The 22,005-nt window shown below is 46.9% G+C and carries 12 protein-coding genes; 8 read left to right on the top strand and 4 right to left on the bottom strand.

Annotation, left to right across the window (positions count from 1 at the left end; all coding sequences use genetic code 11):
- The first annotated feature begins 124 nt into the window (after positions 1-124).
- On the top strand, positions 125-310 hold the full coding sequence (locus E2R66_RS07785; RefSeq protein WP_133228097.1) for a histone H1: 186 nt from the start codon (positions 125-127) through the stop codon (positions 308-310).
- 6 nt (positions 311-316) lie between these two features.
- Positions 317-961, top strand: coding sequence for a redoxin domain-containing protein (locus tag E2R66_RS07790; protein WP_133228095.1), 645 nt, complete (start codon positions 317-319; stop codon positions 959-961).
- Positions 962-1,047: 86 nt separating this feature from the next.
- Here the strand turns inward: E2R66_RS07790 and E2R66_RS07795 are convergent, their stop codons facing one another.
- From E2R66_RS07795 to E2R66_RS07810, 4 genes are read right to left on the bottom strand one after another with little or no spacing between them, the layout of a single operon-like run.
- Positions 1,048-3,324: a GH92 family glycosyl hydrolase gene (locus E2R66_RS07795; protein ID WP_133228093.1), complete on the bottom strand. Its 2,277-nt coding sequence runs from the start codon at positions 3,322-3,324 to the stop codon at positions 1,048-1,050.
- 3 nt (positions 3,325-3,327) lie between these two features.
- A complete protein-coding gene (locus E2R66_RS07800) occupies positions 3,328-5,448 on the bottom strand; it encodes an alpha-L-fucosidase (protein ID WP_133228091.1) in 2,121 nt (706 codons plus the stop codon).
- A gap of 5 nt (positions 5,449-5,453) precedes the next feature.
- Positions 5,454-7,751 carry a family 20 glycosylhydrolase gene (locus tag E2R66_RS07805; protein ID WP_133228089.1) on the bottom strand — a complete coding sequence of 766 codons (2,298 nt, stop codon included), beginning with the start codon at positions 7,749-7,751 and terminating at the stop codon, positions 5,454-5,456.
- Positions 7,752-7,763: 12 nt separating this feature from the next.
- The gene (locus E2R66_RS07810) at positions 7,764-9,209 is read right to left on the bottom strand and encodes an alpha-L-fucosidase (RefSeq protein WP_240049255.1); all 1,446 of its coding nucleotides are present in this window, start codon (positions 9,207-9,209) and stop codon (positions 7,764-7,766) included.
- 202 nt (positions 9,210-9,411) lie between these two features.
- Between E2R66_RS07810 and E2R66_RS07815 the strand changes: the two genes are divergently transcribed.
- The 6 genes from E2R66_RS07815 to E2R66_RS07840 all read left to right on the top strand — a co-directional run bounded on the left by E2R66_RS07815 (position 9,412) and on the right by E2R66_RS07840 (position 21,933).
- Positions 9,412-10,047 carry an RNA polymerase sigma-70 factor gene (locus tag E2R66_RS07815; protein WP_133228087.1) on the top strand — a complete coding sequence of 212 codons (636 nt, stop codon included), beginning with the start codon at positions 9,412-9,414 and terminating at the stop codon, positions 10,045-10,047.
- Between the two features lie 509 nt (positions 10,048-10,556).
- Positions 10,557-13,718 carry a SusC/RagA family TonB-linked outer membrane protein gene (locus E2R66_RS07820; protein ID WP_204985888.1) on the top strand — a complete coding sequence of 1,054 codons (3,162 nt, stop codon included), beginning with the start codon at positions 10,557-10,559 and terminating at the stop codon, positions 13,716-13,718.
- 5 nt (positions 13,719-13,723) lie between these two features.
- Positions 13,724-15,319 (top strand): SusD/RagB family nutrient-binding outer membrane lipoprotein, encoded by a 1,596-nt coding sequence (locus E2R66_RS07825; protein WP_133228085.1) that lies wholly within the window; start codon positions 13,724-13,726, stop codon positions 15,317-15,319.
- A gap of 121 nt (positions 15,320-15,440) precedes the next feature.
- Positions 15,441-18,758, top strand: coding sequence for a VCBS repeat-containing protein (locus E2R66_RS07830; protein ID WP_133228083.1), 3,318 nt, complete (start codon positions 15,441-15,443; stop codon positions 18,756-18,758).
- Positions 18,758-20,101: a vanadium-dependent haloperoxidase gene (locus tag E2R66_RS07835; RefSeq protein WP_133228081.1), complete on the top strand. Its 1,344-nt coding sequence runs from the start codon at positions 18,758-18,760 to the stop codon at positions 20,099-20,101. Before E2R66_RS07830 ends, E2R66_RS07835 begins: the two co-directional genes overlap by 1 nt.
- Positions 20,102-20,376: 275 nt before the next feature.
- The gene (locus E2R66_RS07840; RefSeq protein WP_133228079.1) at positions 20,377-21,933 is read left to right on the top strand and encodes an FG-GAP repeat domain-containing protein; all 1,557 of its coding nucleotides are present in this window, start codon (positions 20,377-20,379) and stop codon (positions 21,931-21,933) included.
- Positions 21,934-22,005: the final 72 nt, after the last annotated feature.

Consider the following 22,005-nt stretch of genomic DNA (forward strand, 5'->3'; position numbering starts at 1 on the left):
TTGTTGTTGCTGTTAAACTCTTCTCCTTTAACGGCCTAAAAGCGGCCGGAACATCATAAATAATTTCACAACTCTATCTGTTATACAGCTGATATACAGTAACAATTTAAAGAACTCAGCCCAAATGAGCAAATACACCGATCTGAAAAACCTCATTGCTGCCATTGAGCCCGATGCAGAAAGGTTTTACAAAAAAGGCAACCATGCAGCGGGTACCCGTTTGCGCACCGGCTTGCAGCACGTAAAAGCATTGGCGCAGGTGATAAGGCTGGAAGTACAAACATTAAAAACCCAAACCGAAAAACAATAATACGCCATGGCATCAACCTACTACACCCAGCATAGCTTCGATTTTTTAGAAATTATTAGCGAACTCGAACTTCCATACAAAAAATATCAACCGCTAAAACCGTTGAAAACCGGCCAAAGCATACCCGGCTTTGCCCTTAAAAAAGAATTCAACAACTGGCGACAGTTTTTCAATGGCTCGCAGGTACATGGGCCTGTTGTATTGCGCCAGCTACTCAACAAACCGCTGGTCATCAGCTTTTACTCGGCCCATTGGGGCGAAAGCGGCACCGTCCGTCTAAAGCAACTGAATGCCATACAGCACGAAATAAGGGCCGCAGGCGCAAACCTGCTGATTATTACGCCAGACGAGGACAGCAAAGCTTTCGAAAATATGATATGGGATAACAGCCTCTCGCTCAGTTTCTATTATGATGAGGAAAACGTCATCGCACAAAAGCTGAAGCTGTTTTCAGAGGCATCACCGGTGTGGAACACCTATTCGGGCATTGATGTAAATGTGCCATTGCTGGCCACCTATGTACTGGATACCAACAACCAGATTTTGTACGATGAGGTGGACAATGAGTTGAACGGCACCATCCCTTCTCCCCAAATACTGGATGCACTGCACAGCTCGTCGTTATATCAAACTACCCGCAAATCGGCATAAAGAAGAAACAAACTGAACTGATATGATAAAGCGCAAAAGGCCGGTTGTGGATACCGGCCTTTTGCTTTATTGGTGATCTTATGCTCCTAATAAACCGACTTCGGCCTTGCCGATGGGGCAACGCCGAACACTGCCGATGGCTTGCTGCCCATGGTAACAGTGAGGTTTCCGCCTTTAGCTATCTCGCTATGCAGCAGATACGCCTTCGGATACCGCTTCCCGTTGAGCGTGACGCTTTGGATATATTTATTCGCACCGGTGTTATTTTTGATGCTGATGTGGAACGATTTTCCACCAGCCAGCTTCAGTACCGCATCATTAATTACCGGGCTACCGAAAACGTATGCGCCATTTGCCGGGTTCAAGGGGTAAAAACCCATTGCCGATAACACATACCAGGCTGACATTTGACCAACATCCTCATTGCCTATGATGCCATCTTTTTTGTTAGTGTAAAAGCTATCCAATATAAAGCGCACCTTCTCGGCAGTTTTGTATTGTTGCCCTGCATAGGCATACATATAGGTGATATGATGGCTCGGCTCGTTGCCGTGCGCGTACTGGCCTATCAGGCCGGTTATATCGTTAGAAGCCTCGTTGCCCATATCGCCTTTTGCGATAAACAGCGAATCGAGCTTCTTGATAAAGGCATCACGCCCACCTAATAGTTGCATCAGCCCTTCTACATCCTGCGGTACCAGCCAGGTATATTGCCAGGCATTGCCCTCGGTGAAATCATCCTTCATATGCCTTGAAACAAAGGGACTAAACGGACTGCGCCATTCATTTGCACCCAGCCTACCGCGCATAAAGTGGGTTTCGCTGTTATAATAGTTAGCATAATTACGGCCACGCTTACTAAAGTATTCGTAGTCATCCATCTTGCCAAGCTTTTTCGCCATTTGGGCTATACACCAATCATCTATGGCATATTCCATACCGGTAGCCACGCTCTCCGTTTGGGTGTCTGCAGGGATATAGCCCAGTTCCTTCACAAATTTAAGCCCGCGGCGATCGCCCATGGCCGTAGTTTTTACGGCCTCGTAAGCCAAATCGCGGTCGAAGCCGGTGTAGCCTTTCAAAAAGGCGTCGGCAATTACAGGGATAGCGCTGTTACCTACCATGCAGTCGGTTTCGCTGCCCATCAATGGCCAAACGGGCAGCCTGCCCTGCTGCTGGTATATGGCCAGCATCGAACTGATCTGGTCGTTAACACGCTGTGGCTGGGTAATGGTCATCAATGGATTTTCGGCCCGGTAGGTATCCCACAAACTCATGGTAGTAACGTTGGTAAAGCCCGGCTTGTGGTACACCTTTTTATCGGTGCCTAAATAATCGCCGTTGTAATCGTTATACACCGATGGCGCTATCATGGTATGATAAAATGCGGTATAAAAAGTACGCATACGCGCCGGGGTAGCCTTAATGGCAATTTTGCTCAGTTCGTTATTCCACAAAGTGTTCGCATCGTTCTTTACTTTGTCGAAATCCCAGTTGCATGCTTCGGCATTGATATTGGCCAGGGCATTCTCCATGCTTACGGGCGAAATGCCTACTTTGATTTTCACCTTTTCACCGGCAGCAGTAGCAAAATTCAGCACGCCCTTTACGTTACGGCCCTTCAATTCGGTACCGCCTGCTTTGGCAAGGCTATCGTACACCGCGAAATTGCTGATCCGTTTAGAGAAAATGGCTGCAAAGTAAATACGGTCGTCTACCGACCAGCCCGAGGAATGGCGGTAACCAATTACCGTAGTATCATTAACCTGCTTGATGTAGGTTTCCACAGGATGATCCCAGCCGATGCCTTTTTGCAGGTCGATAACAATATGCGCGTTATCCGATTTTGGAAAGGTATATTCGTGAAACCCTACCCTTGTGGTGGTAGTTAACCGAACGCCGATGTTGTAGCGTTTGAGTTTTACCGAATAAAAGCCCGGCCTGGCCATTTCTTCTTTATGACTGAAGAGCGAGTAATAGCCGCTGTTATAGCCACTGAGATCGCCGCTTAATACTTTTACATCGCCGGTGGTAGGCATAAACTGGATATCACCCAAATCGCCAATACCGGTACCGCTAAGGTGGGTATGCGCAAAGCCGGCAATGGTACTGTCGGAATAGTTATAACCTGAGCACCAATCCCAGTCGACCGCTTTGATGTTGACAGGGCCCAACTGCACCGCACCAAAAGGCACATTGGCCCCCACAAACACGTGGCCGTGCAATGCAGAACCGATAAAGGGATCGACAAAGCTGGTGTAACCGGTAGTTTTAACTGCTTTCTTTTTTGTTTGTGCCGATATGCTAAGGCTTAAACTGCATACAGCTATAGAGACGAGGAAATATATCGAGTACTTTTTCATGATTTATTTTACTTTGATACCCAATTCGGCCACTGCAACGCCGTTCCCTTTGGTTACGTGCAATACCGAAAATTTAAAATACCGGGCCTTTATGGGCTGTGTCAGCGTAACTACTTGTTCTATCGGGTTCGATTGAATATTGGCGAACTCGCCCTTGGCAATCGGGTCCCATATTTGCCCGTTACTGCTGGTGTATAATGCGTAGCGGTCCACAATACCGGGCGTTTGCTTATCCTGCCGCGGCAGGTAAGTGAAGGCAGCAATATTTTGCTCTTTGCCCAGGTCTATTGTAATTTCCAGCGGAAACTGCGGTTTGGCCAGGGTATCTTTCGGCAGGGTGTTCCAGTTAGTGTTGATGTCCTCATCGATGACATACTCCGGCTTGCCATCAGCAGGGGGCCATACTTTCACAACTTTCCAACCCGTTTTAGAGAGTCCAAATTCTTTTGCACTTGCCTCGCCTGCTTTGCCTGCATCAAAGCTAATAGCTTTTACTATACCGCCATCTGCCAACAGAAAGGGCTTTTGATAGCCCGGCGAAGCAAGCGTTGGTACCGTGCCATCTACGGTGTAATGAATACTACTTACAGGAGCATCGGTAGCGATATTGACCATACCCGCCTTATCGCGGGCAATAATGGGTGCGCTAAGATGTGCAGGTTCTTTAAACAGAGCGAAATCGCTTAAGGCAACGCAGGCAGCCGAACTGGTTACGCGTAGCCGCACCTTGCTCGCCGTAACATTCTGCGGCAGGCGAATGAGCCTGTTGGCGCCGATGCTGGTAGCCGTCGCTATTTCCTTCCATCCTCCATTGACAAAGGCATCTACGGCCACTGCGTTGATGCGCTGCCCAAGTTTAATGTTCTCGCGCAGGCGTATTACGTTAAAAGTTTTGGCCGAATGCATATCTGCAACCAGCTGCGGGGTGGTGATATTATCGTTAGTTGCCCAATAGCTGTAGCGGTCAGCGTCAGTCAAAAACGCCGGACCAAACTTTTGCTTATTGCCACCACGCACATTACTTGCCGTAAAGGCCGCGCCCTTAAGCATATTTACCGCGAAAGTTTGTTGCAGCAACTCGCCAAAGGTTTTCAGCGATGCCACATCCCTGTCATCAAGCAGGCCTTGCGGGTTGGGTGAGAGGCCGAGGTCCAAATCGGCACCGCGACCTACGCTTTTGTAGTAAAGTTCTAATAATTGATAGGGCGTTTTCACCTGCTCGTTTTGCGCGGCATGGTAAAACCATCCTGGTCGCAGCGGCACATCACATTCGGCCGGCATCCAGTTGCCCTGGCGGGTACCTTCTGTTGCTTCCCAATATTTGCTATATCCGTTTGAGGGCTTTTTACCTGCATCGGGTGCCTGTGGCGAATAAGTGGCCCAACTGGTTATGCCCGCTTCGCCTTCCTCGTTACCTACCCAGCGCACATCGGCACCAATATCGCCAAATATGGCGGCGTTGGGCTGCCATTTGCGTATCATCGCCCAAGTGTTATCCCAATCGTAGTAGCTGGTACGGTCTATCTTGCGCTCTTCGCGTTTGCCACCGTAGTAGCCATCGCCGCCGTTCGCGCCATCGTGCCAGGAAATAAACAGCGGACCGTAATTGGTGTACAATTCTTTCAACTGTGCGCGATATATCTCCAGATACTCAGGCGTACCATATTGCGGGTTGTTCCTGTCCCATGGCGAGCAGTACAGCCCCAATTGCATACCCAATTTCTGGCAGGCTAACTGATACTCGCGTACCATATCGCCTTGTCCGTTCTTCCAGGTGGCCTTGGTGATGTTATGCTCTGTGGTTTTGGTTGGCCAAATGCAAAGCCCATCGTGGTGCTTGGCTACAACCACCACGCCCTTAAAGCCACCGGCCTTGGCCGCGCCTACAATCTGCATGGCATCAAATTTCGTCGGATTTACTATCGCGGGGTCCTCATCGCCAAAGCCCCACTCTTTGTTGGTATAAGTATCTACCCCAAAATGGATAATGCAGTACATCCCCATTTCGTGCCAGTTTAGCTGTGCCTTACTGGGTAGTGCACCATAAGGTTTCGGCGGGGCCTGCGCAAATGCGGCAGGCGTTCCACCCATCAAAAAACCAAAAAGCAATAATTTCTTTAGCATAACGCTTAATTTTTTAACCATTCCGCCGGTATATCTTTCGGTTCGGAACCGTTTAGGCTATATTTCAATTTCAGGGTGTATCCGCCGCCACCTTCTATAAAATCAAGGGCGATGGGTTGCAAGCCTTTTTTCAGGGCCACCTGCCCGTTCTTTTCTATCGCAGCGTGGAGGCCATCGTTGTTCACTACATCCCGCCCGGCTATCTTCAGGGTTCCGCCATCGTCGCAAGTTAAATAAAAACTGTAGATGCCATCCGTCGGGATCTCTAAATAGCCGCGGTATTTTATAGCGAAGCTTGGTGCTTCAGCCTCTTTAGGCACGGTGATGCTTTGTACGGTAAAGGTAGTATCCGGCTTGGTATTGGGGATAAGCGTGGTGTTTTTATACAACTGCCTGTATTCGCTGCAAAGCAATCCTTTGGCGGGGCTGGCTATGGCCACCGGTTCGGCGAGCGTTTGTTTTTGGTATTGCAGGTCATACACATCGCCCATCGCACCATCGGCTTTAAAGGCTGCCAGGCGTATGTGCTGAGAGGTTTTGATGACCAATGGCTCGCTCAGTTTGGGTGATAACATATCGGGCAGTGTACCGTCGGTGGTGTAGTGCACGGTCAGTCCCGGCAAGGGTATTTGGACATCCAGTTTGGTCACATCCGTAAAAACATTCGAGGATAAAAACCCACCCAAATCAGGTAAGCGGTAGTGTACTTTCATTAAATCCAAACGCGGATATTGCGCTAACAGACGCTGTTGATAAGAGGCAAAATCCTGCTTGTGTGTCCACAGCACCTCCGCAAGGGCCGTCATACGGGGCATGATCATGTAGTCGGCGCGGTTTTCGGTGGGTACGTATTCCGACCAGAGGTTAGCCTGCGCGCCGATGATGTTCTTTGCTTCATCCGCCGTTAAACCGTTCGGGATGATCTGGAAGTTATAAACGTTAGGTATTGAATTCTTATCGGGCGGCGAATCGAAATACAGCGGGTTACCCGGGGTCATGATTACTTTGTTACCCAGCTTGGCCGCTTCTACAGGTGCTTTGGGCACCCAGCTACGCCAATACATAATTACGGCGGTATTGGTTACGCCGCCCTCCAGCACTTCGTCCCACCCTATGAGCTTGCGGCCTCTGGAGTTGAAGAATTTCTCCATATTGTTGATGAAGTAGCTTTGTAGTTCCGCCGTGTTCTTCAGGCCTTCCCTTTTCATCAATGCTTTGCAATCTTCAGATGTGGCCCAGGTAGAGCGGTCTACCTCATCGCCGCCGATGTGCATGTATTTAGATGGGAATATATCCATTATCTCACTATAAACATCCTGCGCAAAGGTAAAGGTTGATGGCAGGCATGGGCAGATTGGTTTAGTGAACAACTCTCCGAATTCGCTCTTTTTGCCATCGCTGCTGAGGTAAGGGTATTCGTTTATGGCAGCCATCATGTGGCCGGGCATATCAATCTCGGGGATGATATCTATTTTGCGTGCTGCCGCATAAGCCACCAGTTCTTTCAGTTGCGCCTGGGTATAAAAGCCGCCATACAGGGTTTTGCCATCTTTATGGATGATGTGCGCTTTATCTATCTCGAAATCCGGGTTATCAACGGCTTTTTTCATGCAGGCCGTATCCTGATTATTGAAGGTGCGCCATGCGCCGTTTTCAGTAAGCTTGGGGTATTTTTTTATCTCTACGCGCCAGCCCTGGTCGTCGGTTAAATGCAGGTGCAACTTATTGAACTTGTAAAGCGCCAGCATATCCACATACTTATGCAGGTAGCCTATAGAGAAAAAGTGCCTTGATACATCCAGATGCATGCCGCGGTAAGCGTAAGCCGGCTGATCATGTATAGTTACGGCAGGCAGGGCAATGCTTTTCAATTTGCCTCCCTTAAGCTCTGCTGATGCAGGCATTAGCTGTCGTAAGGTTTGCACACCCATAAATATCCCCTTAGCCGTTTTGGCCGAGATGGTTGCACCATTTGCATTGATGATAAGGCTATACCCCTCTTCGGCTTGTAAGCTTCCGTCGTAGGTAAGCCTGATGACTTTACCTGCACCCGACTGGCTCTGCTTTAGCTTGGTGCCGAAGCTATTACCAAAAAATGTATTCAGCATGGCCGCTTCGTTGGCAAATGCCGCAGGGGCAACTATAGTTGTGTTTGGCGTAACAACAAAAGTTCCTGTTGCACGCACTAACTGTGTAGGATACGGAATAATTGGGTAACGCGCATCCTTTTGTTGCGCGGTAGCGGTAAGGGTGGCAGTTGCTGTAATGATAACAGCCAAAGCCACGGCTTTATATAATCTCATTTAAGCTTTTGGTTAGTACGTTATTTTAAAGGTTGCTGCATATTGGTAGCCTGTATTATGCTGTATAGGGGCAGGCAGGCTCACGATCAGTTCATCGCCCTTCAGTTTATATTTAAGTTTTTGCTTTTGGCCTAACAGGCTTACGCCTTTAACAGCCTTTATATTATTAAGCTTAATGGTAACCGTTGGCTCAAACTTAACCGTACTATCCTTGCCCGCCATTAAAAAGGCATATAAGGTATTGCTGTTTTTGGCCTTGGTATAAAAAATATCGCCGGTAGAATACGGCGCTACCGATTGCGAGCCGTAAATACCCTCGCCGTTGGTTTCCATCCAGCCACTTACCTGTGCCAGGCGCGAGTACGCTACCGGGTCCCAGTCGCCATCGGGGCCGGGGCCAATGTTGAGCAGTAGGTTGCCGCCGCGCGATACGATCTTTACCAGCAACTGCACTATTTGCTGTGCCGATTTATAATGGTCGTTCGGCACGTAGCTCCACGAATCACCCATGGTGATACAGGTTTCCCAGGGATGATCAAGCGGCACGCCGGGTACCTGCTGCTCGGGCGTAGTGTAGTTTTCAAATTCGCCTGCTACGGTGCGGTCTACTACGATTAGGCCCGGCTGCTTAGCGCGGCCCATGGCGGCAATCCTGGGCATATCTATGTCCTGGTTGAATTTAATGCCGCGCTGCCAATCCACCGCGGTATCAATGGTGCTTTTGGGGCGAACCCATCCGCCATCGAGCCATAAAATATCCACCTTGCCATAATCGGTCATCAATTCGCTGATTTGGTTATAGGTGAAATCCTTGAATTTTTGCCATTTATCAGGATGCATGGCCGGGTCGTAGTTTACGTTACGATCTTTAGGCGGAAAGTATGGCCACCAATAATCGGGCGAATGCCAATCGGGCTTGGAAAAGTAAGCACCTATCATAAAATTCTCCTTGCGGAAAGCATTAAATATCTCTTTAGTAACATTGCTGCGCGGATTAGCAGAGAAAGGCGTTTTTGCCGATGTTATCTTATAATCGGTTTGCTTGGTATCGAACATGCTGAAACCATCGTGATGCTTGGTGGTAAATACCACGTATTTCATGCCCGCACGTTTGGCGGCAGCCACCCATTTCTCGGGGTTAAAGCGCGTAGGGTTAAAGGTAGTCTGCAAATTTTCGTAAGCTTTTACGTAGCCGTTATAGGTTTCGCCGTAAGGGCCTTTGCGTTGCGTCCAACCTTCGTCTTCGGGGCAAATACTCCAGCTTTCTACCACCCCCCATTGGCTGTAGGTACCCCAGTGCATAAAAAGCCCGAATTTAAGGTCCTGCCATTGGCTGAGTTTCTGCTGCACCAGGGGATCGGCAGGTGCCTGGTAATTTTTAGACATCTGGTGCTCCTGCGCCAGCAAAACGCCGGCATTTAGGGCCAACAGGCAAAGTACCGCTAACTTCTTCATCATCTTACAATTAGGTTTTGCAAACAATATTAAACTATTTATATATAGTGTAAGACAAAATTAAATACTGTATTGCCTACACTAAGTTCCCATTCTTTTTAAAATTTTTTAAAAATTCACTCCAGCTTATTTGATTATTATACTAAATGTACTATTATTGTTACGTAAATGTTAAAGTTTACTGCGTACTATAATTAAGGATACTTTGAGAAACAAAAATACCAATATCGCTGAATTATGGAGCCGTACCTGCCACCAGGACGATATGAAAGCCTTTGAGCAGCTTTTCTATGCATTAAACAAACCCCTCATTAAATTCTGCGTGCTTTACGTAAAGCAAAACGAGGTGGCCGAGGATATCGTGTCGGAATTATTCGTAAAATGTTGGGAGAGCCGCAAAAAACTTACCGGCATACTTAACCCTGCCACCTACCTTTATATAGCTGTAAAAAACCAAAGCCTCAACTACGTAAAAAAGTATTCTAACATACACATGGTGCAAATTGAAGACACCGACGAGTTTGCCCTGGTAAACACCTATAACCCGCAAAAGGAGCTCGAAAAAAAAGAGCTGGTGTTTAAGCTTGATAAAGCCATAGCCTCGCTGCCACAGCAGTGCCGCATTATTTTCAGGCTGATAAAAGAAGACGGCATGCGCTATAAAGAAGTGGCTGAGGTTTTGGATATTTCGCCCCGCACGGTGCAAACGCAACTCTTCAGAGCCCTTAAAAAACTTACCGCCGTGCTTGATCCTGATCAACGCCGCATACCACAGTCCGCTACCGACAAAACCATTTTCGGTATCATATCCATACTGTTATCCCTCCCATTGTTCTTCTAATCAATTTCTGTTCCTCATCCCCCGCTAAAAAGCAATCTTTCATTTGCCCCGGTACACTAAGCCGTTGCTTTTCTCATTAACAATGCGTCGCTGAATACCTTATTCGTGCATTTCGCCGGTATCGTTATTATTTCCTTTTAAGCAACAAACAGCGAACAATAATCTAAAAACAGCACCCAGGCTTCTTAATAATTTTTAATAAGTGGGATTTCTTTTTAAAAAAATAAAAAATATTTTGATAACGTGTAGGCAACATCCAGTTTTTATTTGTCTATACCATCAGAACACATCATGCGCGGTTATATAACCGCATATGCTTAATAACCAAACTCAAAAAAGTATGATCACTAAATTAAAACTCAGCAACTTGCCTATGTAAGAAAAACCTACCTCCACTCCCCAAAAAGCATGGTTACCTGGTAGGGACTACTGCTGATAAAAACTAAAACTGTTTAAGCAATCCCCGCAATCGGGGCGTTGAATTTAACCCCTTTTTAAACTAATTAAATATGGAATTTTTTAAACATCCAATGGGTGTAAGAAATAGGTACCGGATGTCGCCTGCGATACCGGTATGTAAAGTTGCCCTGGCATTTTTAATAATTGCCGGCACACAGCTACCTGCGGTTGCAGCCACTGCAAAAACGGTAAGCGTAAAAACCAAAAGCGGTGCGTTTGTACCTGCTACGGGTTTAGTTACCGACGAAAACGGCGAACCCCTTATAGGTGTTAGCGTTACTGTTAAAGGCACTTCAAACGGTGGCCAAACCGATGTAAACGGTAAGTTTGCATTTGATGCCCCTGTAAATTCAACATTAGTATTCAGCTACGTTGGCTTCACTACCCAGGAAGTAGCATTTACCGGCAAAGCCCTGAAGGTTACCCTGGTATCAAACACCAAACTGAACGAAGTTGTAGTAACAGCCCTCGGTATCAAAAAAGACGAGCGCAAATTAGGTTACTCTGTAACAACCGTAAAAGGCGACCTTTTAAACACAGCTAAAGAAACCAACGTGGCGTTGTCATTGCAAGGCCGCGTAGCGGGCTTAAGCATTAGCGGTACCAATGGCGGCCCTGGTTCATCGGCACGTATATTACTGCGTGGTGTAACCAGTTTAACTGCAGGCGGCCCGTTATTTGTTATTAACGGCGTACCAATGGACAACACCCAAAGAGGCCAATCGGGCGAATGGGGTGGTGCAGACTACGGTGACGGTATCAGCAACATCAACCCTGATGATATCGAAACAATGACTGTATTGAAAGGTCAGTCGGCTTCGGCATTGTACGGTACACGTGCTGTAAACGGTGTTATTTTGATCACTACCAAATCAGGCAAGAAAAATTCTGGTTTTGGCGTTGAGTACAATAGCAACTACCAGGCAGATAAGGTTTATGACAACACTGATTTCCAAACAACCTACGGACAGGGTGTTAACGGTGCAAAACCTACTACTGCTGCAGGCGCATTAGCATCAGGTAACCTGGCATGGGGCGCTAAATTAGATGGCTCATCTGTAATACAGTTCGATGGCAACAGTTATGCTTACTCAAAAACCAACGACGATTACACCAAATTCTACAAAACAGGCAATACCTTTACCAATACGGTTTCATTAACCGGCGGTAACGAAACCGGCGCGTTCAGGTTATCAGCATCTAACTTAACCAACCACGCAATTACACCAAATAGCGGTTTAACCAGAAAGACTTTTAACTTCAACGGGTCGCAAACTGTTATCAAAAACCTGGATATCAATCTTGTAGCCAACTACATTTTAGATAATTCGAAAAACCGTTCAGGCTTGAGCGATGGCCCGGGTAACCCTAACAACGTTCAGTTCCTGGCACCAAACGAAGGACAAAGTATCCTTGCGCCCGGCACTAAAGCCGATGGTTCCGAGCAATCTTTTACTGATGATATCTATGTAACCAACCCTTATTTTGCTGCTTACAACTTTGTAACCAACACTACCAGGGAGCGTTTGATCTCTTCTATATCGGCTAAGTATGCCATAACCCCATGGGCTTACATCCAGGGCCGTGTAGGTTATGATAAAATAAACGATAAGCGTTTAGGTATAACCCCAACAGGTACTGCTTACACCGGCAACAATGGCAGTATGTCTACTCAAACTACTCAGATCACAGAATTAAACTCCGACGTTTTGATCGGGGCAAAACATGACCTGATCAAGGATTTGTTAAACCTGGATGTATCTGTGGGTGGTAACATCCGCAAAAGCGATGCATCGGGTACATACATTAATGCAAACCAATTCATCATCCCTTACTTCTACGATCTGTCTAACGGTAAAACCCGCGATTCAGGTAACCAGGGAATCAGCAAGCAACAAGTAAACTCTGCTTACTACACTGCTGATTTTGGTATTAAAAACTACCTGGTGTTAAGTACAACAGGTCGTTATGATGCTTACTCAAGTATTGGCAGCGACGTTGGTTACGGTATATTTACACCTTCAGTTTCCGGTAGTTTCATCTTTTCTGAGCTTACTCATATTAACGGACTGGATTTTGGTAAATTGCGTATTTCTTATGCTAAAACCAGTGCCGGTGCAGATCCTTATGCTAACAGAGTTTATTACAATGTAAACAATTCAATAAATGGCATAAGTGCGGGTAGCTTTGATACATCGTTGCCAAACCTTTTCTTAAAACCTTATACATTAGGGGAGTTGGAAATTGGTACTGCGTTGAAATTTTTTAATGACCGCGTAGGCTTAGATGTAACTTACTTCTCTAAAAAAACCAAGAACGAAATCCTAAGAGGATCGCTTGATATCTCCAGCGGCTACACCAGCTATTATGTTCCAACTGGTTCTACCCAAAATAAAGGTTTAGAGGTTGAATTACACGGTTCCCCATTAAGAAGCAAGGACTTTAACTGGACCTCGTCATTCAATTTTACTTATGTTCAAAACAAGGTATTATCAACAGATGCCAATAATAGTAATATTGGTTTAGGTACATATCGCCCATTGAATGCTACAACAGCCTTTATTGTTGGTATGTCGGGTCCGCAAATTTTGGCTAACGATTACCTGCGCGATGCAAACGGCAACATCATCTTTGATGCACAGGGTATCCCTAAAGCTACAGGCCGTAAAGCCATGGGTAGCGTTATGCCTAAATTCTACGGTGGTTTTAACAACGATTTCAGCTACAAAAACTTTAACTTCTCGTTCCTTATCGATTACCGTTTTGGCAACAAGGTGTTATCGGCTACAAACTACTACAGCATCTACCGCGGTTTAAACAAAATGACCTTAGTTGGTCGTGAAGGCGGTGTTGTTGGCCAGGGTGTAAACGAAGCAGGCCAGCCAAATACAGTGAACGTATCTGCCCAAACTTACTACCAGAACTTAGCGCGTAACATTTCTGCACTAAACGTTTTGGATGGCAGCTTTATTAAACTGCGCCAGGTTACTTTAGGCTATTCTGTACCAAAAACTTCTATAGCCAACACGCCATTTAGTTCCATAACATTATCATTAGTTGCACGTAACTTGTGGACTATCATGAAACATACCGATAACATTGATCCGGAATCAAACTTTGCTTCGGGCATCAACTATGCTGGTATTGAAGGTACAAGTGTACCCGCTGTTAGAACTTACGGGTTGAATGTAAACTTTAAATTTAAAAAATAACAAAGATGAAAAAACGACTTATATATAGTTGCCTTGCTGTAGGTGCCACCTTTATAATGGGTTGTACTAAAAACTTTGAGGAAATCAACACCAACCCAACCAAAGTAGACGCGGCTACATTTCCACCAAACTTTTTGTTGGCTCAAGCTCAGATAAAGTTTTCAAACAGCGGTTACGACCAATTACTTTTTCAGAGTATGTGGTCGCAATCATTAGCAGGAACGTATTCATACTACAGCAATGGCGACAAGTATGTTTACGGAGGTAGCGGACGGGGTTACCTGGAGCGTACCTGGAACACCAGCTATGGCGCGTCGACCCTGGTTGATGAAATGAAAAACCTGATAGCAGGCAAACCAGAGTATGCTAACCTTGATGCCGTTGGCACCATTATGCGCGTATTGATTTTGCAACGTGTTACTGACGCTTACGGCGATATCCCTTTCTCTCAGGAAGGCCAGGCAAAATCGGGCGTTATTACCCCGGTTTTTGATACGCAGCAAAGTATTTACACCTCAATGCTTTCTCAGTTAGAAACCGCTACAGCTGCTTTAGATGTAACTAAAGACAAACCATCTTCCGATTTAATGTATGGTGGCAACATTGCGCAGTGGAAAAAACTGGGTTACTCTTTAATGTTGAAAGTTGCTATGCGCTTAACCAAAGTTGATGCGGCTACTGCACAGAAATATGCAGAGAAAGCATACGCAGGCGGCACTATGGCATCTATTGATGATAACGCCAAAGTAAAAGCCGACGAAGCTAACGGTAATAGCAACAGCGATGTTAACGCTCTATTGGTAAAAGACGATTTCAGGGAAGTTAGATGGTCAAAAACTTTGATCAGCTACATGCAGTCAACCACAGACCCACGCGTCAGTGCCGTTGCAGAGATTTCAGCAGGTACCGGTAAAGCGGCCAACGAAACTTACGCAGCAGGTGATAATACCGCTTCTTTACAAATTGGTATGCCAAACGGTTATGACCTAAACGGTGGCACTACCGACATTGCAAATGCACCAGGCTACCCGGGCACCTCGCCTGCTGACCCTGCCGTAACAGGCGACGTTGCAGCACCAGATGGCAAATACTCACGCCCAAGGTTTGAAGTTTATGACGACCGTAGCCGTATTAACATGCTGTACACCTATGGCGAAAGCGAATTGCTATTGGCCGAAGCTGCAAGCAGAGGCTGGAACACCGGCGTTGCCGCTACCCACTATGCCAATGCACTTGCTGCCGATATGGCAAGTATTGCACAGTTCAATGCCGCAGGTACTGTACCAACAGCAAGTATTACAGCTTATGTAGCAGCACACCCATTGGTGCCTGCAACTGCATTGCAGCAAATTAACATGGAGTACTTCGTAGTAACCTCTACTACGTTCAACTTCAACGAAACATGGGCTAACTGGAGAAGATCTGGTTTCCCTGTGTTAACTCCGGTTACTTACATCGGCCAGTTTACCGATGGTTCTATCCCTCGTCGGATACCTTATCCACTGGGCGTGCCATCTACCAATACAGCAAACTACAACGATGCTGTAGCAAGGTTAACCGGCGGCGACGTATTCACCGCCAGGGTATGGTGGGATAAATAATCTCCCCGACTCCCCTTTATAAAAAACAAGGCTGTGCAAGCAGCCTTGTTTTTTTGTTTAAAGTAGAAAGCAATTGCTATTTTTAAAGTTTACGTTATTGATATATAATCCCCCTAATTACATGCGTTACCGCTGCTGCAATTTATTAGAGTCCACCAAAAAAAGCCTCCGGATATCTATACTGGCATTATCTGCAACAGGTATTGCCCAAAAAAGCCTTGCACAGCAACCGCTGTTTAACCTTCTCCCTGCCGAACAAACCGGCATTACTTTCCGTAACGACCTCAAAGAAGACGAAAAACTCAACGTACTCTCATACGAGTATCTATACAATGGTGGAAGCGTTGCCGTTGGCGATATTAACAACGATGGCCTGCAGGACCTCTTCTTCACCGGCAACATGGGGCAAAACAAGTTGTACCTTAACCTGGGAGGCTTAAAATTTAAAGATATTACCAACGATGCTGCTCCGGGCCTGGCTGGCCGCAACGGCACCTGGAAAACAGGTGCAACCATGGCCGATGTAAACGGCGATGGTCTGCTGGATATCTACGTATGCTACTCGGGCACGGGCGACCCCGCCCTACGCCGAAACCAACTCTACATCAACAAGGGCAAAAATAAATTCGTAGAAAAAGCAAAAGAATACGGGCTGGACGACCCGGGTTACAGCACCCAGGCTGTCTTTTTTGATTACAACAACGATGGCAAGCCGGATATGTTTCTGCTTAACCATAACGTCAAAAAAATAAACAACATCGAACTGGCCCAGGTTAAAGGCCAAACCGACGAACTGGCCAGTAACAAGCTCTTCGAAAACCAGGGCGGCCATTTCACAGATGTATCTAAAAAAGCAGGCATCATACAAAACCCGCTCACCTTTGGGCTTGGCGTTGCCATAGCCGACATTAACAAAGATGGCCTGCCTGATATTTACGTAACCAACGACTATAACGAACCCGATTATATATACATCAACAAAGGCGACGGCACCTTTAGCGAAGATTCGAAAAAAATGCTGCGACATATGTCGCAATTTTCGATGGGAGTTGATATTGCCGATATCAACAATGATGGCCTGCCCGATATCCTGACGCTGGATATGCTGCCGCCAGATAACCGCAGGCAAAAGCTGCTGCAATTGCAGGAGAACTATGAAACCTTCGAACTGATGCTGGGACAGGGCCTGTACAAACAGTATATGCGCAACATGCTACAGTTGAATAACGGCGACGGCACCTTTAGCGAGATTGGCCAACTGGCGGGCCTCTCTAATACCGATTGGAGTTGGTGCCCCCTTATTGCCGATTTTGATAACGACGGCTACAAGGATATTTTTATATCCAACGGCTACCTGCGCGATTATACCAACAAAGATTTCCTGCGCTACTGGGGCGATTATAAAATGAAAAAAGCGATGGACCGCGAACCGGCCCTGCTGATGGATTTGGTGCAGGCCATGCCTTCCACAGCCCTATCCAACTACATCTTCAAAAACAATGGCAACCTTACTTTTACCGACAAGAAACAGGATTGGGGCATCAATAACCCCGGCATATCCAGCGGCGCGGTATATGCCGATCTGGATAACGATGGCGACCTGGACATCATTACCAACAATATCAACAATGTTGCTTCGGTTTTTAAAAATACCAGCCGCGAGGCGGCTAACACCAATTACCTGGCAGTTAGCCTAAACACACAATCGGGCAAAATGACTACCACCGGGGCTAAAGTATATTTGTACACCGGCAAAAGCACCCAATACCAAGAGCTTAACCCCAACCGTGGCTACCTTTCCTGTGTATCCACGGTGTTGAATTTCGGGCTTGGCGATGCGCAGACGGTAGATTCAGTAAAGGTTATTTGGCCCGATAAAAGCGTGCAGTTGCTCCATAATATTAAGGCCAACCAAAGGCTTAATCTATCCTATGCCGATGCCAAAAAGCAGGGCAATGATGCTGCAGCAACGGTACCCAAACAGGTATTTAGCAAGGTAAAATCGCCGGTAGATTATACCCATACCGAAAACACCATCAACGATTTTAAGCGTCAGCCACTGATGCTATTCATGGCCTCTAAAACAGGGCCGGTAATAGCGCGTGCCGATGTGAATAAAGACGGGCTGGAAGATATGTTCATCGCCGGTGACCAGGCCAACACCGGCAAATTATACCTGCAAACCAAAGCCGGTAGCTGGACGGTAAAAGAAATTGCCGATTTAAACGCCGAAAACACCTCTGCCGCCGCCTTTTTTGATGCTAACGGCGATGGCTTCCCCGATTTGTACCTGGCAAAAGGCGGCTACGCCCTGCTGGAGCCCAACACCAATCAACTACAGGATAAACTGTACCTTAACGATGGAAAAGGTAACTTTACCTTTAATAGTGCAGCCTTGCCCCTGCTTATTGCCAGCAGTAAAAGTTGTGTGCGCCCCTGCGATTATAACAACGATGGCAAAACCGACCTGTTTGTGGGCGGTCGCATAATACCAGGCCAATACCCGGTTGCACCGCAGAGCTACCTGCTTACCAATAACGGCGATGGCACCTTCGCCAACACGCCTGCTCCCTTTGGTACTGTAGGTATGGTTACCGATGCGCAATGGGCAGATTTGAACGGCGATGGCCGCAAGGATTTGGTTACTTGTGGCGAATTTATGCCGATAACCGTTTACATCAATGCCAAAACCGGCTTCGTTGATAAAACGGCAGATTACTTTGATAAACCCCAGGCAGGTTTTTGGAACAGCATTACTATCGCTGATGTGGATAGCGATGGCAAACCCGATATAATTGCAGGTAACCTGGGCAACAACACCCAGATACACGCCAACAGCAACCAGCCCGCTGAAATGTACTACGCCGATTTCGACAACAACGGCTCGATAGACCCCTTCCTGAATTTTTACGTACAGGGCATAAGCTACCCATTTGTAAGCCGCGATGAACTGAACGACCAGATATTCCCCATGCGCCGCCGGTTCAGCTCCTACAAAGCCTATTGCGATGCTACAATGAAGGAGGTGTTCACACCCGACGAACTGGCAAAAGCCACAAAGCTGAGTGCAACTAACGTAAATACAACTTGCTACTTAAACCGTAATGGCAAATTCGGGGCTGTGGAACTACCCATACAGGCGCAATTCTCTTCGGTATCGCAAATACTCAGCGGCGACTTTAACCACGACGGCAAAGCCGACTTGCTATTATTTGGCAACCATACCGATAACCGCCTTAAACTAGGCAGCTTTGATGCTAACTACGGCGTGGTACTCACCGGCGATGGCAAAGGCGGCTTTACCTACCAAATGCAAACGGTTTCGGGCCTGAGCGTTGATGGCGATGTAAAATCGGCCACCGAGATATCCATCAGCGGCCTGAAATACCTGATGCTTGGGGTATCGGGCCAACCTTTACAATTTTACAAGGAAAACTAATGATTAAAAGAATACTTATACTGGCTTCGGCCATCATCATCGGTCAGTTTAGCCACGCACAACAGGCCAAAACGCCCCAACCCGATTACCTTGCACTGGATAAAGCCATCAATTCGGTATCGGCAGTAATGATCCATGATGTGGTGAATCCGCCTGCTGCGGCCCGTTATTACAACTATTTTATGATGGGTGCCTATAACCTGGTTACCCTGCATAATAAAGATATCGTGCCTATTGGCAACTTCATCAAAAGCTACAAGATAGATAATACCATCAGCCTGCCTGCCAACAGCTACGATTACCGCATTGCCGCTGTGTACAGTATTTTAGAACTGGGCAAGCAAATGCTGCCATCGGGCTTTATGCTGCAGGACGATGAGGACAAATACATCGAACTGTTGAAGAAAAACAATATAGCCGAGGCTGTGATCAAATCATCGGTTGCCGTAGCCGTAGAGATGAGCAACAAAGTAATTGCCTTTAGCCGCAGCGATAACTACAACCGCTTAAGCGGAAAGTTGCGCTACACGCCTGTAAAAGGCGGCAAAAACTGGTACCCTACGCCGCCCATGTATATGGAAGCGGTAGAGCCCAACTGGAAAACCGTTAGGCCCATGATGATTGATTCGGCTCAACAGTTTATACCGGTACGCCCAACGCCTTTCAGTACCGATAGCACCAGCGAGTTTTACCGACAGGCTTACGAGGTGTACAAAATATCACAACACCCCAGCACCGAGCAACTCAACATCGCGTCGTTTTGGGATTGTAACCCCTTTGCGGTGACCACATCAGGCCACATGATGATTGGCTTTAAAAAGATTAGCCCCGGGGGCCACTGGATGAATATAGCAGGCATAGCCGTGAAAAAAGCCAACCTTAGCTTTGATGCTTCGGTGCAGGTGCTGGCATTGGAAGGCATAACCCTGATGGATGCGTTCATCAGCTGCTGGGACGAGAAATACCGCAGCAACGGCATCCGCCCCGAAACCTACATCAACCGCTATATCGATGTAAAATGGATGCCTTTTTTGCAAACACCGCCATTCCCCGAATATCCTAGTGGGCATGCCGTATTGTCTAACGCATCGGCAACGGTATTATCTTATTTGCTGGGCGATCATTTTGCGTATGCAGACGATTCGGAAATACCCTACGGGGTTGGCCCGCGCAGCTTTAAATCGTTCATGCAAGCCGCCGAGGAAGCATCTGTTTCCCGATTTTACGGCGGCATCCATTTTAAAGATGCCATAGAGAACGGTAACAGCCAGGGCAGGCAGGTAGGTGCAGATATTGTAAAGAAGTTAAAAGCTGCACAGCTAAAACCATTGATGAGCAACTAGTGCGATAGCCTGTTTTGTAAGAAAGTTCGGCCTCCTGGCATCCATTGCGCTTCTCAAACGCCGCGACAAGCGTCTACGCTTGTCTCAATCGCGGTGGTGAGCGTCCACGCTCGCGAGACGGCAAAGGTTGTTGGTGTTGTCACCAACAACTTTTGCCGTCTCGGATTCGGTTTATTGGTCACAAGACCAACAAAGGCGCAAATAATTGGTAATTTATTTATTACAAGGCATCCATAAACCTTATAAACGCGTTTTTGTTGTTTATAGACGCGCTTATGGGATGGAGAGGATTTGTGTTAGCCGTATGTTTTTCAGTCACCTTGTTCATCAGCCTTAACTCGTTCACCAACAAGCGGTATATAGCCGCCACCAAAGCTACCGGGCCCGAACTGTTTGCACGCTACTGCAACCTTTGCCACATGCAACCCGATGTACAGAGTCTCACCAAAGAAATTTGGAAGAACCATGTGCTGCCCATTATGGCCAGCCGCATGGGTATCATCTACCCCAATTACGACCCCTTGCGCGGCCTTAGCGACGAAGAAAAGGACATCATAGCCAAACACGACATTATCCCCGCAACGCCCATCATCAGCAAAGCCGATTGGGACAAACTGGAAAACTATATCGTAAGCAATGCCCCGGACTCTATCCTCTACGATGAAAAACGCCTTACAAGAAACATCCCGCTTACTCAGTTTACCCGCAAAAATATCCAGATAGACGAGGAAGGGGCATCACTGATCACCGGGCTAAAATATAACATCGATACCAAAACGCTTTGGATAGGCAATGCGCATAATAAAGTTATCAACTGGCAATACCAGGCAGGCATTACCAAAAACTACGATGTTGCCAGCACCGGGGTCGATTTTAACTTTTACCAAAACCACACCTATCTTACCGAAATTGGCAAGCTTTACCCTACGGAACTAAGTACAGGCAGTTATGCGCAATTAGTTAGCGATGCCGAAACGCCCCTCCTTACCAACCTGCACCGCCCCGTACATTCCGCAATGGAAGACCTGAACGGCGACGGCATACCCGAGATTGTGGTGTGTAACTTCGGCAATAAGACGGGTTCGCTATCGCTATTTAAAAAGAATAAAGCCGACGGCACATATAAGGAAGATATTTTGTTACCGATGCCCGGCGCCATTATGTGTTATGTTAAGGACATGGACAGCGACGGTAAAAAGGACATCGTGGCCATGTTTTCGCAGGGCGATGAGAGCGTTTACATCTTTTACCAGCAGGATAATCTTAAATTCAAGCCACAGCGGGTACTGCGTTTCCCGCCCAATTACGGCACTACCGATATGGTACTGACCGATTATAACCACGATGGGCTGACAGACATTGTTACGGTGCATGGCGACAATGCCGATTACTCCAATATCCTGAAACCTTACCACGGCATCAGGTTGAACATCAACAAAGGAAACGATGTGTTTGAAGAGGCGTTCTTTTATCCCATTTACGGCGTTACCAAAGTACTTGCCGAAGATTTCGACAACGATGGCGACATAGATTTGGCGGCCTCGGCCTTCTTCCCAGATTTTGGCAGGCTGCTCAACGAATCGTTTGTTTACCTGGAAAACACCGACAGCAAAGCCTACCGCTTTAAATCCTATACGCTGAGCGGTGGCTTGCCCATCAAATCGCTCACCATAGAAAAAGCAGATGTAGATGGCGACGGCGATATAGACATCATCCTGGGTAACTTTGCGCAAACGCCTGGTGCCGTACCCCCAACATTAGATAAACGCTGGAAGAGCGCACAGTACGGGCTTATCCTGTTAGAAAATCAATTGCTGCAACCCAAAATATAAAATGCACCATAAAACGAAACAGGCGTTACGCCCTCAAATTAAGGGTAACGCCTGCTAAGCATATAAGGATCT

The sequence above is a fragment of the Mucilaginibacter psychrotolerans genome (assembly GCF_004519315.1).
GTDB lineage: Bacteria > Bacteroidota > Bacteroidia > Sphingobacteriales > Sphingobacteriaceae > Mucilaginibacter > Mucilaginibacter psychrotolerans.